15 protein-coding genes and 1 pseudogene are annotated in these 14,939 nt (G+C 65.6%); 12 read left to right on the plus strand and 4 right to left on the minus strand.

Annotation, left to right across the window (positions count from 1 at the left end; genetic code table 11):
* Positions 1-178: pseudogene (locus ACFFJC_RS00990) on the plus strand (SUMF1/EgtB/PvdO family nonheme iron enzyme); the annotation flags it as partial.
* A 263-nt stretch (positions 179-441) separates the two neighbouring features.
* Positions 442-1,116, plus strand: a complete 675-nt coding sequence (locus ACFFJC_RS00995) for a sensor histidine kinase (protein ID WP_379485714.1) — start codon at positions 442-444, stop codon at positions 1,114-1,116.
* Here ACFFJC_RS00995 and ACFFJC_RS01000 read toward each other — a convergent pair.
* Positions 1,103-1,753 (minus strand): response regulator, encoded by a 651-nt coding sequence (locus ACFFJC_RS01000; protein ID WP_379485715.1) that lies wholly within the window; start codon positions 1,751-1,753, stop codon positions 1,103-1,105. The two genes, ACFFJC_RS00995 and ACFFJC_RS01000, sit on opposite strands and share 14 nt — an antisense overlap.
* Positions 1,754-2,004: 251 nt before the next feature.
* On the opposite strand from ACFFJC_RS01000, the gene ACFFJC_RS01005 reads away from it, so the two are divergent.
* The 5 genes from ACFFJC_RS01005 (at position 2,005) to ACFFJC_RS01025 (ending at position 6,992) form a co-directional block, all read left to right on the plus strand.
* A complete protein-coding gene (locus ACFFJC_RS01005) occupies positions 2,005-2,844 on the plus strand; it encodes a bestrophin-like domain (protein ID WP_379485716.1) in 840 nt (279 codons plus the stop codon).
* A 291-nt stretch (positions 2,845-3,135) separates the two neighbouring features.
* Entirely contained in the window at positions 3,136-3,591 is a 456-nt protein-coding gene (locus tag ACFFJC_RS01010; RefSeq protein ID WP_379485717.1) for an META domain-containing protein, read from the plus strand.
* 79 nt (positions 3,592-3,670) lie between these two features.
* Entirely contained in the window at positions 3,671-4,405 is a 735-nt protein-coding gene (locus ACFFJC_RS01015) for a transporter (RefSeq protein WP_379485718.1), read from the plus strand.
* 163 nt (positions 4,406-4,568) lie between these two features.
* Positions 4,569-6,074, plus strand: a complete 1,506-nt coding sequence (locus tag ACFFJC_RS01020; RefSeq protein WP_379485719.1) for an arylsulfatase — start codon at positions 4,569-4,571, stop codon at positions 6,072-6,074.
* A 507-nt stretch (positions 6,075-6,581) separates the two neighbouring features.
* Complete coding sequence (locus ACFFJC_RS01025; protein ID WP_379485720.1) at positions 6,582-6,992, plus strand: hypothetical protein; 411 nt, start codon at positions 6,582-6,584, stop codon at positions 6,990-6,992.
* Positions 6,993-7,050: 58 nt separating this feature from the next.
* On the opposite strand, the gene ACFFJC_RS01030 is transcribed toward ACFFJC_RS01025, so the two are convergent.
* A complete protein-coding gene (locus ACFFJC_RS01030) occupies positions 7,051-7,464 on the minus strand; it encodes a nuclear transport factor 2 family protein (protein ID WP_379485786.1) in 414 nt (137 codons plus the stop codon).
* Positions 7,465-7,582: 118 nt separating this feature from the next.
* Here ACFFJC_RS01030 and ACFFJC_RS01035 point away from each other — a divergent pair, with 118 nt between their 5' ends.
* The 3 genes from ACFFJC_RS01035 to ACFFJC_RS01045 all read left to right on the plus strand — a co-directional run bounded on the left by ACFFJC_RS01035 (position 7,583) and on the right by ACFFJC_RS01045 (position 9,649).
* Positions 7,583-8,590 (plus strand): NADP-dependent oxidoreductase, encoded by a 1,008-nt coding sequence (locus ACFFJC_RS01035; protein WP_379485721.1) that lies wholly within the window; start codon positions 7,583-7,585, stop codon positions 8,588-8,590.
* Positions 8,591-8,618: 28 nt separating this feature from the next.
* Positions 8,619-8,969 carry a Rieske (2Fe-2S) protein gene (locus ACFFJC_RS01040; protein WP_379485722.1) on the plus strand — a complete coding sequence of 117 codons (351 nt, stop codon included), beginning with the start codon at positions 8,619-8,621 and terminating at the stop codon, positions 8,967-8,969.
* Positions 8,970-9,220: 251 nt separating this feature from the next.
* Positions 9,221-9,649 carry a nuclear transport factor 2 family protein gene (locus tag ACFFJC_RS01045; protein ID WP_379485723.1) on the plus strand — a complete coding sequence of 143 codons (429 nt, stop codon included), beginning with the start codon at positions 9,221-9,223 and terminating at the stop codon, positions 9,647-9,649.
* A 59-nt stretch (positions 9,650-9,708) separates the two neighbouring features.
* Here ACFFJC_RS01045 and ACFFJC_RS01050 read toward each other — a convergent pair whose 3' ends face one another.
* Positions 9,709-12,171: a TonB-dependent receptor gene (locus ACFFJC_RS01050; protein WP_379485724.1), complete on the minus strand. Its 2,463-nt coding sequence runs from the start codon at positions 12,169-12,171 to the stop codon at positions 9,709-9,711.
* Between the two features lie 147 nt (positions 12,172-12,318).
* Between ACFFJC_RS01050 and ACFFJC_RS01055 the strand changes: the two genes are divergently transcribed.
* Together ACFFJC_RS01055 and ACFFJC_RS01060 are read left to right on the plus strand one after the other, a co-directional pair.
* Positions 12,319-13,326, plus strand: a complete 1,008-nt coding sequence (locus tag ACFFJC_RS01055) for an NADP-dependent oxidoreductase (RefSeq protein ID WP_379485725.1) — start codon at positions 12,319-12,321, stop codon at positions 13,324-13,326.
* Positions 13,327-13,421: 95 nt separating this feature from the next.
* Entirely contained in the window at positions 13,422-14,015 is a 594-nt protein-coding gene (locus ACFFJC_RS01060; RefSeq protein WP_379485726.1) for a hypothetical protein, read from the plus strand.
* 115 nt (positions 14,016-14,130) lie between these two features.
* On the opposite strand, the gene ACFFJC_RS01065 is transcribed toward ACFFJC_RS01060, so the two are convergent.
* The gene (locus ACFFJC_RS01065; protein WP_379485727.1) at positions 14,131-14,898 is read right to left on the minus strand and encodes an SDR family NAD(P)-dependent oxidoreductase; all 768 of its coding nucleotides are present in this window, start codon (positions 14,896-14,898) and stop codon (positions 14,131-14,133) included.
* Positions 14,899-14,939 lie beyond the last annotated feature (41 nt).

Below are 14,939 nucleotides of genomic sequence, written 5' to 3' on the forward strand. Positions count from 1 at the left end.
TAGCCTTCCCGGGTCACTTCTCAGTGGCAATCAACAATCGCATCTTTGCGCGCCCAATTACTGCCGGCGCTACAGGCCGGCAGCGCGGCACGCACAGCCCGTCGATACCTCGACAAGTCACGTCGGATTTCGATGCGTATTGAGGTCGCGCTATTCAGGTGTTCAAAAACTTACATAAGATATATAATTGAATTAGCGAACGATAATGACGTAAAATACTGAATAATCGCGTGATTTTTTGTTGCGTTTGCAAAAGTAATTCCCTAATCTCACATCGGGACAACAGAGCAGAGTTGGGCATGACCCATCCAGATTTCGCCTCGGCGAATTGGGGGATATATGCATTCCGTAAAAGGACACGCGTTTGCTGACGCCAGGCGCCGAAAGGGCTCTCCTCCCGGTCGGCACGCCCACCTGGGAAACGATCCGATCAATCTGCGCGTGTTGCGCGCGCGGAACGAAGAGCGACGACAGATCGCCCGCGAGTTGCACGACACGACCGCGCAGCTCTTGCTCGAACTCGATTTCGCCCTCAAGTTGCTGCATGACACCCATGCGCTCCCGCCCGGCATCGACGCCCGCCACGTCGTCGTCCGCTTGCAGGAGCAGATGCGATGCCTCTCCTACATCCTCCATCCACCCGAGCTCGAGAAGTACGGGCTGGTCGGTGCGCTGGAGGCCCTGACACTCGGCATGTCCGCCAGGACCGGCATCGCGATGTCGTTCAAGGCCGTGGGCTACCGTGAGGGACTGCTGCCGGAAATGGAGCTGGCCGTTCTGCGCATCGCCCAGGAAGCGCTCATGAACGTGTTCAAGCACAGCAAGTCGGACCGGGCCGAGGTTCGCCTGCATTGCACGTGCAATTGGCTGTGCCTGCGGGTGCGGGACTTCGGCGTGGGCCTGGGGGCGAAGGACGCCATCGAGGGCAGCCTCGGGGTTGGGCTGCGATCCATGACCGAACGAATGGAAAACGTCGGCGGCAAGATCCGCATCAGCTTGTTCGAACGGGGGACCGCGGTATCGGCCTTCGTCAAGAACCCTCTCGGTACTTGCCCTGAGGTAAACTGCGCGGTCGCTTGCCGGGGACCGGGAGAGTGGCCGATCAAGGCTCGATGATGTTGTTGCGCACGGCATAGCGTACGAGATCGGCGGTGCTTTTCAGATCCAGCTTGTGCATCGCCGCGGCGCGGTGGGTTTCGACCGTCTTGATCGACAAGCCCAGGATCGCCGCGATTTCCTTGTTCAGTCGCCCTTCCGCGATCAGCTGCAGGATCTCGCGCTCGCGCGGGGTCAGCGCGGTCGCCGAGGTTTCCTTCGCGGCCATCTCCACGAAGCGGTCAAGCAATGTCTGCGACACGTTTCCGGAGAAGTAGGGGCGCCGGATCGACAGCGCTTCCACCGCGGCGATGAGGTGCTTGCTGGCGTCCGACTTGAGGAGATAGCCGCGCGCGCCCGCCGTCAGCAGTTCGGCGAGGACGTCTTCGCGGTCATGCATCGTGAAGATCAGGACTTCGGTACGCGGCAGTTCCTTCTTGATCGCCCGGGTCAGTTCCAGCCCGTTCATCATCGGCAAGGAGTAGTCGAGGATCGCGATGTCGGGCCTGACCGACCGGATCGTCTCCAGCGCCTCCCGGCCATCCGAAGCCTCGCCGACGATCCGCCAGTCCGGGTGAGCGGAGAGGACTGCGCGCACCCCCAACCTGATCGCCTCGTGGTCGTCCGCCAGAACAATGCGTCGAACTGGACTGCTCATTTCCCCTCCTGAGCCGCTCGGCAGCAACCTGCGGCAAACGTCACCGCCGAATGATCGTCACATCGGGGCGGGACGCTATCGGGATTGCCCCTCAAAGGCGCGGTCGCTACCCCCAACCCCTGCATTCCTCGGCCCCCGTGTTCGCGACACCGCACCAGGCCCGGGTCCTCCGCCGCTGACTAGCGGGTTTCTACCGATTCAAACAATAGCGCTTTCTCAACACCGTGCCCTTGTACGCGAAGGAGAGACGGATGTCTGAACTGGGGCAGTGGCTTCTGACGGCACCGATATGGGCAATCGGTATCGTGATATACCTTGGCATGCTGATAGCTGCGTTCGCGGGTGCGAAGCTGCGCAAGCGCTTTGTCGATTCGGATGCGGAGAGATCGCATAACGAGGAAGGCTATGTGGTATCCTCGGTGATGGGGCTTCTGGCACTCCTGGTCGGCTTCACCTTCGCATTGGCGATCGACCGCTACGATACCCGCCGCGCCGTGGTACTGCAGGAGGCGAACGCGATCGGAACGACCTATCTGCGCACGCAGTTGCTGGATGAGCCTCACCGCACGCGACTAAGCCGTCTGCTGATCGCTTACACGCAGAACAGGGTGGAACTCGCCCGCAAGCAGGTCGGCGCCGATCAGGAGGTTCGCCTTGCCACGAGCGACGCCATGATCGTGGAGCTTTGGCAAGCGACCGTGGCCGCATTTCCCTCGATCGAGACGCGCCCGTTTTCGGGTTCGTACCTGACCACCATGAACGAGATGATCGACATGGACGCTGCCCGCCAGCAATCGCGTCGTTCGCACGTACCGATGGAGGTCTTCGTGCTCCTGGTGGTGTATCAGATGATCGCTGCAGGCGTGCTCGGCTATGTGCTCGTGGGTCGCCGCGGTCGGACCACCGCGTCCTTGCTTCTCATCCTGTTCGGCGGCTCTCTGCTTCTCGTGATCGACATCGATCGGCCCAATTCCGGGGGTATCGTCGAGACCCAGAAGCCGATGGAACTGCTGCTGGAGATGATGCGGCAGAACCCCGCCGGGAGCTTCGACCGCGTGGCAAGGACAGCCACACCGCGGCCGGAGCAGTGATCGCCTGAGATCGAGCCAGATCGGGCGTAGTAAGTCTTGCATGCAAAACTCAGGCGTTACCCCGATTGGCCCTCAACACGCCGGATGCGATTGTATGATGCGGGCCGGACCCAATCGCCACCGGGGATACCGGCCCCACCGTTCATTCAACTGCGCGGTCAGGGACGGAAACTTCGTTGCAGATGGCCGACGGCGCGCGTCCGCAGCGTGGCGCCCCGGCCGCCGGGCCGCCGATTGGCACCCCCCCTGTGGCGGCCCGGTACTGCAGCGCCTCGAACCGGAGACAGTCGAATGAAATCCCGCCTCCATCTGCGCCAGATGTCCGGCAGCGTGGCAGTGCTTCTGGCGATCGCTGGCTGCGCCTCTATGAACGAGACGGCTTCGCGCGAAAGCACCCTGATCGGTCCGACTTGGCAACTCGTGTCGATCCGGAAGGGTGAGCAAACCACCAACCTGACGCCGCAGCAATCGGCGCGGTACACCATAGAGTTCGTCGTGCATGACGATGCACGGCTGCAGCTGGGATGCAACTCCGGCACCGCCGGATGGTCGGCATCGCTGATGCGGCACGTCCTGCGCATCGGTGAGATCCGGTCGACCAGGATGGCCTGTCCTGACGCAGAGATCGAAAGCCTGCTGCGCACAGGGCTTCCCGGCGGCAACACATACGGCTTCTCCTCCGATGAGCGCACGCTCATGGTCCGGTCGAAAGTGGCGACCTTCAGCTTCAGGAACGCCGCCGACTAGGTGGCGCCCGGGTCTGGCTCGTTTCATGACACGGCAAGCCCGCTGGACTGCGCTCTGCCTAGCCGCATCGACGCTGGGCATGGCCTCCGGCCGAGCCCAAAGCCAGGAGGCGGACCAAGGTTCGGTCAGCGGCCTTGATATCACCCGTCCGCTGCGACGCATCGAGCTGCGCACCGAAGTCGCCGACGAGGAGGACGGGCGCACCGCCACCTTCACGCTACGGCACGACCGGCCGCAGGTCATCGCGACGGACTGGCGTCTCAACCTGCGGGTGGAAATTCCCCTCGTCATCGACAAGAGTCGTGCCGAGGGTTCGAGAGCCGGCCTCGGCGACGTGCGGATGCAGGCAGTCGTGGTCCACGACGGCGGAACGGGGAAGGCCTGGGGCGTGGGCCTCCAGGTGCGCGCACCGACCGGCGACACGCCTCTCGGCCGTGGACAGTGGCAGATTTTGCCGATGGCGGGCTACCGCTGGTCTCTGGACGAACTGCCGGAAGGGAGCTTCCTTCAATTCGTCGCACGCTATCGCGCCAGCTTCGGCGGCGGCCGGGATCGCACCAACGTCAGTGAACTGCAACTGTCGCCCAATCTCGAGATCGGTCTGCCCCACGACATGTACCTGTCGATCTTTCCCAGCAACGACATCCGCTACGATTTTCGGAGGGATGGCCTGTTTGTGCCGGTCGACGTGGAGGTCGGCAAGGAGTGGGGGCGGACCATCCTGTCGGTCGAGGCGGCCACCAAGGTCATCTCGACCCATGATGTCGCCCCTTACGACTGGAAGATCGAGGTTCGTCTCGGCTATCGGTTCTGACGACCTCGCGCGGCGGAGGAGACGATCAGCGACCGGTCCGGAGTCCCTGCCGTCGAACTGAGGGTAACCCCCCATGCCCAGTGTGCGATTCCTCCGACATGGTTCTGCGGAATGATGGAAACGGGATTCGATCCTGTCCACGCTTGCAGAAGAGGAACGGCCGATGCCTGCCAAGAAGCCCAACATTCTCATCCTCTGGGGAGACGACATCGGGCAGCACAACCTGAGTTGCTACTCGCACGGCGTCATGGGATACAAGACGCCGAACATCGACCGGCTAGCCAAGGAAGGTGTGATGTTCACCGACTACTACGCCGAGCAGAGCTGCACTGCGGGGCGTGCCTCGTTCATCACCGGGCAGGCGGGTATCCGCACCGGCCTTACCAAGGTGGGCCTCCCAGGCGCGGAACTCGGCATGAGGGCGGAAATCCCCACCATCGCGCGAATGCTCAAGGATCAGGGATATCGCACCGGCCAGTTCGGTAAGAACCACCTCGGCGATCGAGACGAGCACCTACCGACAGTCCACGGCTTCGACGAGTTTTTCGGCAATCTCTATCACCTCAATGCCGAGGAGGAGCCTGAGCTGCGCGATTATCCCCCGGCCAAGGATTTTCCCGATTTCCAGAAGAACTACGGTCCTCGCGGGGTGATGCATTGCTGGGCCGACGGCAAGGGCGGCCAGAAGATCGAGAACACCGGGCCGCTGACCAAGGAACGTATGAAGACGATTGACGAGGAGTTCCTTGCGGGTGCGAAGACGTTCATCAAGGCGGCCGCCGAAGCAGACGAACCCTTCTTCGTCTGGTTCAATACCAGCCATATGCACTTCCGCACCCACGCCAAGGATTCCAGTCTCGGTCAGTCCGGGCGATGGCAGTCGGAATATCATGACGTCATGATCGACCACGATCTCAACATCGGCGAAATGCTCGACTTGATCGACGAACTCGGCCTGACGGACGACACTTTCGTCATGTACTCGACCGACAACGGCCCGCATCAGAACTCTTGGCCTGACGCTGGAACGACGCCGTTCCGCAGTGAGAAAAACACCAACTGGGAGGGCGCCTACCGGGTGCCGGCACTCGTGCGGTTCCCAGGCAGGATCGACGCGGGCACCGTATGCAACGGCATTGTCTCGCACCTTGATTGGTTTCCGACGCTGGCCACTTTCGCCGGCGCGGGCGACGTGAAGGAGAACCTGAAGGCGGGCGCGCAACTCGACGGGATCGACTACAAGGCACACCTCGACGGTTACGACCTCAGCGACTACCTGACAGGTGAGGCGCAGGAGAGCCCGCGTCCGGGTTTCATCTACTTCAACGACGATGGTGACGTCGTCGCGCTGCGTTACGACAACTGGAAGCTGGTGTTCCTGGAGCAGCGCTTGCGGGGAACGATGGGTGTATGGGCCGAACCCTTCGTGGAGTTGCGCGTGCCCAAGATGTTCAACCTGCGCACGGACCCATATGAGCGCGCGGATATCACGTCGAACACTTACTGGGATTTCGTGCTCAATCACTCGTTCCTCTGTGTCCCGGCACAAGGCATCGTGGGTGATTTCCTCAAGACTCTCGTCGAATTCCCTCCGGCGCAGAAAGCAGCAAGCTTCTCGATCGATCAGGTCATGGAAAAGATCCAGAACGCGATGACAGCCCAACGCTGACTATAAGCCCCACCCGGGATTTACGCCCGGGTGGGGTTTATCACCGCTCCCTATTTGCGTCGTATATGACAATTCCAATCGCCCCCTGCTGAACAAGTTGGCAGGCTGGCGGAGCCAGGACGCTCATAGATCCGATCTATGCGGACCATGAATCGAGGGCATCTAGGCTGCGCTGCTGCTTTCGCGGTAGAGGCCGCGTCCAAGCCGGCTTCGTCCGTGGTGTCCGGACAAGGAGGGGCCTTGAGGAGCGGAGCATGGTGGGTATGAGGAAACCGGGCGCGGGGTTGACGGCGGCGATGCTCCTCCTGGCGGGAGGGACGGCGCACGCAGAAGCGCCGGCCTACAGCAAGCGCGCAGACGGTCGCGGACTCCGCGCCGAAGGCGAAGCCGGCACCCAGTGCGTCCTTCGTTCCGGCCGACTTCGACGTTCCGACGCTCGTGGAAACGCCGCGTTTCAGGGTCGTCCCGCTAGGACCGGCGCAGGCGAAGATCGATTACGCCGCTTACATGTCGTCCATCGCGCACTTGCAGAAGACGTTCACGCGCAGCACCCAGTGGCCGCATCCGGGGATATCCGAGGCTGACGCCATGCGCGACATGGAGGCTGAGGAAGCCCGCTTCCGCAAGCGCGAATCCTTTGCTTATGCCGTGCTCACCCCCGACGGCAGCCGGGAACTGGGCTGCGTCTACGTGGCGCCAAGCCCGGTCCAGGGCTACGATGCGGTCGTCCGGATGTGGGTGACCCAGGCGCAATACGATGCCGGGTTCGACGCCCGGCTCTACGAATGGGTCGTCGGCTGGGTTCGGACGGAATGGCCCTTCGGCAACGTGGCCTATCCGGGACGCGCGATCGATTGGGCCACGTGGGACGCACTGGTCGCGCGCAGCAAGGGCAAGACGCCGCCGGCCGAGGGATAGCCTACCGAGCCCGGGACGGGACGAGGGCCGTGCGCGCTCCCGGGCGGGGGCGCCGGCCTCAGGCCTCGGCGCCAGCGCTCGCCTTGGCTGCCGCAGCCTGGTGGAATACCGCAGGGTCGTAGTAGAACGGCTTGATCTCGCAGCACAGGCCGTCGCGGAACCGGAACATCTCGCAAAGCTCGGCAGGCTTGAGAGCGGGATCTGCGAAGCGCATGGTCAGGACGGCGATGGCGCTGTTCTCGCCGGTCAGCAGGTCGCTGCGCTCGAGCCCGGCGACATCGACGATGCCCATGACCCGGGCGAAGAGATCCTGGAGGCCGGTCTTGCCCGCGTAGGCGCCCGCCATCGGCAGCGCCTCGGATTCATGGGCGACGAAGTCATCGGTCAGCAGGGCGTTGGCGCTCTCCCAGTCCCCCGCGCCCGCCGCGGCGTAGAGTCGGTCGACGAGGTCGGTGATCTCTTCGGGGGTCATGCTCACGGATCCTGCTCCTGGTCTGTTCTGGCGGCGAGTTGACCATAGCGAGCCCCTGCGCAAACCTAGCGTTTAGACCAGCCTTCCGAAGCGCCCCGGCGCGGGTAAGCAGGCGGCCATGGGAAAGGTCAGACAGATCGTGCTGGCGCGGCGGCCGCTGGGCATGCCGGTGCCGGAAGACTTCCAGCTCACGGAGGCCGAGATGCCCCAGCCGGGCGAGGGCGAGTTCCTCGTGGCGATGCGGGTGGGGTCGGTGGACCCGGCCATCCGCGGGTTCCTCGACGACCGGCCGAGCTACATCGAGCCGGTGGCACTGGGCGCGCCGATCAACGGCATGTCGCTGGGCGAGGTGGTGCAGTCCAACAATCCCGACTATCCGGTCGGTACGTTCGTGCGGGCCTTCGCCACCTGGCAGGATCATTACGTTCTCTCCGGCGAGAGCTGGGGGCTGGAGACGGTGCAGCAGCAACCCGGCACCGAACTGCACCACTACATGGGCGCGCTGGGGCCCGTCGGGCTGACGGCCTGGGTCGGGCTGTTCGCCGTGGGCGAGGCGAAGCCGGGGGAGACGGTGGTGGTCAGCGCCGCGGCCGGCGCCACCGGGTCCACCGTCGGGCAGATCGCCAAGGCGCGGGGCTGCAAGGTGGTCGGGCTGGTCGGTTCGCCGGAGAAGGCCCGCGTGATCCGCGAGCTCGGCTTCGACCATGCCATCGACTACCGCGCCACGCCCGATATCGCGGCGGAGATCGCGCGGGCCGCGCCCAAGGGCGTGGACGTCTACTTCGACAACGTCGGCGGCGAGATGCTGGAGGCGATCCTGCCGTTGATGCGGCTGCACGGGCGTGTCGCGGTCTGCGGCATGATCGGGCAGTACAACGATGCCGACCATCCCCACGGCGTGCGCACGCTGTGGCAGCTGGTGGTCAACCGCATCAGGATGCAGGGTTTCATCACCTACGACTATCCCGACGTGCTGGCACAGGCGCAGGCCGAGCTGGACCAGTGGATGGCAAACGGCAAGCTGCGCCCGCTGGCCAACCTGCGCGACGGCTTCGAGAACCTGCCCGCCGCCTTCATTGACCTGATGTCCGGCCGCACCATCGGCAAGACGCTGGTCCGCATCTGACACGAGTTCCTTCGGATCGCACCGCACGATGACTGAGACATACCAGGCGCTGGTCGCCGAAAGCGAGTTCCCCGACGACGGCAAGATCGCCGCGCTGCTCGGGGGGTGGAGCGTGCTGGTGGTGCGCGTGGAGGACGGCTACAGCGCGGTGAACGACCGCTGCACCCACCAGGCCGCGCTGCTCTCGCCCGGCCGCATCCGGAGGGGCGCGATCATGTGCCCGCTTCACGGCGCGCGCTTCGAAGCGGCGACCGGGCGCTGCATCGGCGGTGCCTACGCGGACCTGCGGAGCTTTCCCGTGCGCGTGGTCGACGGGATCATCGAGGTTGCCGTGCCGGACTTGCCGCCCGGACCTCAGGAGCGGCCGGTCGGGGCCTGACGGGCGCTGGGGCTCAGGGCCTTCGACAAGCTCAGGCTGCGCGGGCTTGGGGGTGGGCCGGGATCGACGCAGGCGGGTCGGGCCGCTTGGCCCCCGCACTCCCCACCTCCGCTCATGCTGAGCTTGTCGGAGCATGGGAGCCTCGCACCGTCCTCGCACCGTCCTCGCACAAGGCACAGGTTCCGCCGCGCGCGGCAGGGCCTAGCATCGGCCCGACAAGCGATCCGTCGCCAAACCTGGGAGAATGCCTGATGCCTTTCACCGGCCCGTTCGAGGACCGCCTCGCCATCCGTGAGCTGCTGGAGACCTATGCCGACGCGGTCACGCGCCGCGATGCGCAGGATTGGGGCGCCACCTGGGCACAGGACGCCGAGTGGTCGCTGCCCGACTACCCGGAGCTCGGCACCACCAAGGGCCGCGAGGCGATCGTGGCGATGTGGATCGAGGCGATGAAGGCCTACCCCGGCATCATGTTCGAGGCCTGGCCCGGTTCGATCGCGGTCGAGGGGGACCGCGCAACGATGCGCAGCTACACCTCGGAGGTCTACGACCACGACGGCGTCACCATGCGCGACCGCGGCGTCTATGAGGACACGTGCGTCAAGGTCGAGGGACGCTGGCTGTTCCAGAGCCGCTCCTTCCGCAACATCCACCGCCAGCACGCGCCCAGGGGGGTGTAGCGGCAAGGGGTACGAAAAAGGGGGCGGACGCCGGCGCGCCGCCCCCTTTTCCCGTCCGATCAGAACCGCTTCGTCAGCTCGACCATCACCGTGCGGGGCAGGGTGCCGAAGCCGAGCTGGTCGGCCTTGATGCCTCCCGCGGTGCCGGTGCCGCCGCCGGTCGAGGGACCATCGACCACGCCGGTCACGTAGAACTGGTTGGTCAGGTTCTTGCCGATGACGGCGAACTGCCAGTTGTCGTCCTCGGCGCCGAAGCGGATGCCGGCATCGAGCGTGACGTATTCGTCCTGGCGCGACAGCGGGTTGCCGAAGCCCGAAGCGAGATAGCTTCCCGAGTACTTGGCATCGACGTTGAAGCCCAGCTTGTTCGCCGCGCCCACCGCCATCTCGTAGTTGAGGCCGAGGTTTCCGGTCCACCTCGGCGCCACCGACAGCCGCGTTCCGGACAGGTCCTGGCGGCTGTTGCCGGCCAGGTTGCAGCCCTCGGCCGGAGTCTGCCCGGCGTAGCAGGGGGCAAGCGGGAAGTCGGTGTAGCGCGCCTTGTCGTAGTTGATCGAGCCGTGCAGGTCGAAGCCCGGGATTCCGTTGGGGGCGAACTGGAACTCCACTTCCACGCCCTTGGTACGGGCATCGGCAGTCAACGTCTGGAAGGCGAAGATCGGCGAGTTGAAGAAGTCCACCTGCAGGTTCTTGTACTTGTAGTTGAACGCGGTGACGTTGAAGCGCAGCTGGTTCGCCAGCAGCGTGGACTTGAAGCCGATCTCGAAGCCCTCGGCCTTCTCGGGATCGAAGGTCAGGTCCGCGGTCGGATCGGTCGACAGCTTGGAGTTGATGCCGCCGTTGGAGAAGCCGCCGGACTTGTAGGCGGTCTTGTACGCGCCGTAGACCATGAGGTCGGCGGTCGGCTTCCAGGTCAGCGTGGCTTCGGGCGACCAGTTGCGGAAATGCTGGCGCGCGCTCACTTCGCCCAGGCCGTCCGGATCGTCCTGGTCGCGGAAGACGCTGGTCAGCAGCGGGTTGTTGTAGGGCTGGGTGAAGAAGCTGTTCTTGGTCTCGTCGCTGTAGCGCACGCCGCCCGCCAGTTCGAGATCGGGCAGGATCTTGTAGGTCAGCTGTCCGAAGACCGCCATCGTCTCACCCTTGGTGAAGCTGTCCTTGGCCGAGGTGACGTACTGGTAGCCTTCCGGCGCGGCCGAGTTGGAGACGCCGCCGGTCAGGACGAACTGGTCGAAGTCACGCTGCGTCTTCTGGTAGAGCATGCCCAGCATCATGTTGAACGGGCCGTCGAACTGCGTCAGCGCACGCAGCTCCTGGCTGAAGGCCTCCCACGAGGAGTTCTCGGTCGCCCAGGTGGGGCCGATGCCGTTTTCGCTGCCGCCGGACTGGAAGTCGCAGGCACAGGTCCAGCGGTTGTTGTTCCACTGGTAGTTGGTGACCGAGGAGATCTGCAGCAGGTCCGCGTCGTAGGTAACGTTGAGCGTGCCGCCGGCGGAGCGGTACTTGTTGTACAGCGACCCGTCGCTCTTCGCATAGGGGTAGGTCGCGGCGATGTCGGCCGGCATGTTGTTCTGGTGGCTGACGAAGTCGCGGTCGCAGGCATAGCCGTTGAGCTGGGAGGTCTCGCCGTTGCCGCAGCGGAAGGCGACGTAGTTCCACGAGGCGTTGTTGACCTTGCTGACGTCGACGCTGCCCTTGAGGCTGACCGTCAGGCGATCGGTCGGCTCCCACTTCAGCGTGGCGCGGGCGAGGAATTCCTCTTCGCCCGGCGCCTTGCGGTCGGCGGGGGTGGCGAGATGCGAGGTCAGGGCGCCAGTGGCGGCGTCGACTTCGGTATAGGTGATGTCGTCGGCGATGTTGCGATAGTAGCCGCCGTCCATCTTGGTGTAGCGGGCGGCCAGGCGGAAGCCGAGCGTTTCGGTCAGCGGCATCGAGGCATAGCCTTCGATGCGGTACTGCTCGCTGCGGAACTCGTAGCCGCCCTTGATCATGAACTCGGGCGCCGCGGTCGGGTCGGCGGTGGTGATCGAGATCACGCCGGCGGTCGCGTTCTTGCCGAAGAACAGCGCCTGCGGGCCCTTCAGCACCTCCACCCGGGCGAGGTCGAAGAAGCCTTCGTTGATGACGCGGCCCTGGCCGTAGTAGGCCCCGTCGACCACGACCGCGACCGACTGCTCGATGCCGATGGAGGTCGAGGACGAGCCGATGCCGCGCAGGGTGAGCTGCGCGCCCGAACCGTTGGAGGCGCGCCCGACGCTGAACTGCGGGGCGATGGCGGTGATCTTCTCGACGCTGGTGACGTCGCGCGTGGCGATCTGCTCGGCCGAGATCGCGGTGACGGCGACGGGCACGTCCTGCACGGTCTCCTGCCGCTTGCGGGCGGTGACGATGATGTCGTTGAGGCCGCCCGTCTGGGCGGTGTCGTCGGGCGCGGTCGCCGCCGGCGGGGTTTCCTGCGCCATCGCGGGCGCCGCGAAGATCGTCAGCGCCGTGGAGACGAGCAGGACGGATTTGGGGACTCGCATTTCAGAACACCTCCCGTGTCATCATTATTGCGTCCCGCGTAGACCCGCGCCGCCGGGCAGGCCGCCTGTGCAAACGGATAGCCCTATTCGTTTGCACAGGTGGCGGTGCCGCCGCCGCGGGCGAGGGTCCGGGGGAGGAGACCTGAATTGACCCTGTGCCGTTACTGGCGGCTCGACCGCCACCCCGAGGGGAACACCGAGTTCGCCCGCTTCCTCAGCCTCCACGAGGAGCAGTGCCCCGCATTGGCCGCAGGAGAGGTGCGCATCGCCGTCGAGTGGCTGTCGATGGATGCGGGCACCCGCATGTGGATGAGCCCGCGCACCGACGGCTACCAGCCCCCGCTGCCGCTGGGCGCGAAGATGGTGGGCCTGGTGCTCGGGCGCGTGATCGCGAGCGCCGACCCGGCCTATCCGGAAGGCGCGCTGGTGCGCGGCTTCGGCCAGTGGGCGAACGTGGCGACGGTGGTGCCGGCGCTGACCGGGCTGGAGATCGTCGACGAGACGGTGGCGGACCCGCGCCAGCACTTCGGCGCGCTCGGCATGAATGCCTGGACCGCCTACGTCGGGGTGAAGGAGGTCGCGGCGGTGCAGCCGGGCGAATGGCTGGCGGTCTCGGCCGCGGCGGGGGCGACGGGGAGCCTCGCCTGCCAGGTGGGGCGCAATCTCGGGGCGCGGGTGATCGGCATCGCGGGCGGCGCGGAGAAGTGCCGCTACCTGACCGAGGAGCTCGGCGTCGAGATCGCGATCGACTACCGGGGCGAGGACGTCGAGGCGCGGCTGGCGCAGGTGACGGGCGGGGTCAACGCCTTCTTCGACAACGTGGGTGGACCGATCCTCGACGCGGTGCTGCCGAACATGGCGCATTACGGCCGGGTCGCCGTGTGCGGCATGATCGCCGGCTACGATACCGATGCACCGCTGCCGGGACCGGCGCGCTTTGATCAGGTGCTGATGCGCAGGCTGCGCATCGAGGGCTTCTTCATCCCCGACTTCCTCGAGCGCGGAGCCGAGTTCATGCCGCAGCTGCGGGCCTGGCTCGATGCCGGCACGCTGGCGGTGCGGTTCGACGAGACGCAGGGTCTGGAGAACGTGCTCGCCGCCTACGAGCGGATGCTGACCGGGCGGAGCACCGGCAAGGTCGTCGTCCGGCTCTGACCGTCTTCGCGCGCCTTTGCGCGGCGCGTGCCTTGCTGTACCATCGCGGCGACGAGGCGCTGCCCCTTGTGGCCCCTCCGGCGGAGGGGACAGGCATGCCGATCATCCTGAGCAGCAACCACGACCGGGAGGACGCCGAGGGCCAGCCGACCCAGTGGATAGGCACCGACCCTGCCATGATCACCTACCACGGCCTGGCGATCTGCATTTCGATCACCTGCCTGGTCGAACGCGATGGGCAGGCGATGCTCGCCGGCGCGCACCTCATCCCGTACTCCAAGCCGGACGAGGTGAAGCGCTGCCTCCGGCAGTTCGCCAGGATCGGCTCCAATCCCCTGGCCGTATGGGTGGTGGGCTGGGTGGAAAAGTGGGGCACCGGCCCGGACGGGTCGATCAACACGAGCGGCCTCACCTACGACCCTGCGGACGGCGGGACGCTGCTGGCGGCGATCTGGAAAGCGCTGGCCTTCCGGGGAGAGATCAAGGTCTACGATCTCGCCCAGGCGCAGGAGCGCGCCTACGGCTACCACGTGATCGCGCGCTCGCTGGGCAACGCGGTGACCTTCGAGTGCAAGTGCCTGCAGTCGCAGATCATCGACATGAACGCGGCGCAGACCAAGACGATCGCCCGCTCGCGCGTCCCGCCCTCAGGCGAGGCGAGCCATGGCCGGCGATGCGTGGTGATGTAGCGGGGCTTTACCCCTCCACCACCCGCTGCGCGATCCTCCCCGAACTTGCTCGTGGAGGTGGCGCGCGTCAGCGCTGACGGAGGGGATGCCGATCGCACCCCCTCGCGCCAGAAGCTCACATCGCCGTGACGCCGCCGTCGACCACGAACTCGCAGCCGGTGATGTAGTTCGCCTCGTCGCTGGCGAGGAACAGGTTCATGTTGGCGATGTCGCGCGGGGTGCCCATGCGCTGCATCGGGATCCCGCTCACGATCTGCTTGAAGCCTTCGGGATTGTCGGATCGGGCGACGTCCTGCATGGCGGTCTCGATCATGCCGGGATGGACCGAGTTGCAGCGGATGTTCTGCGCCGCGCATTCCATCGCCACGACCTTGGAGAACAGGCGCACCCCGCTCTTGGCCGCGGCATAGGCGCCGCACATCGTCACGCCCACCAGCCCGGCGATCGAGGAGAGGTTCACGATCGAGCCGCCCTGGCCGACCTTGCGCATCAGCGCGACCGCACGCTGGGTGCCGTAGAACACGCTGTCGAGGTTGACCTTGTTCTGCCGCTCCCAGTCGGCGGCGGTGAGCTGCTCCAGCGGCTTGAGAATGGCGATGCCGGCATTGTTGACCAGCACGTCGAGGCGGCCGTGGCCCTTCTCGATGGCGGCGAAGAGGGCATCCCACGAGGCCTCGCTGGTGACGTCCTGCGCCAGCGCCTCGGCCTGTCCGCCGGCGTCCACGATGGCGGAAGCGACGGCCTCCGCACCCTGGGCGTCAAGGTCGGTGACGTAGACGAAGGCGCCTTCCTCGGCGAAGCGGTGGGCGGTGGCGGCGCCCAGACCGCGCGCATTGCCGGCGCCGGTCACCAGCGCGATCTTGCCTTCGAGACGACCCGTCATCTGCAAACTCCTTCGTCAATAAAAGGGGGATGCGCGGCGAG

It is taken from the genome of Novosphingobium soli (genome assembly GCF_042432915.1).
In the GTDB taxonomy this organism is placed as follows: domain Bacteria; phylum Pseudomonadota; class Alphaproteobacteria; order Sphingomonadales; family Sphingomonadaceae; genus Novosphingobium; species Novosphingobium soli.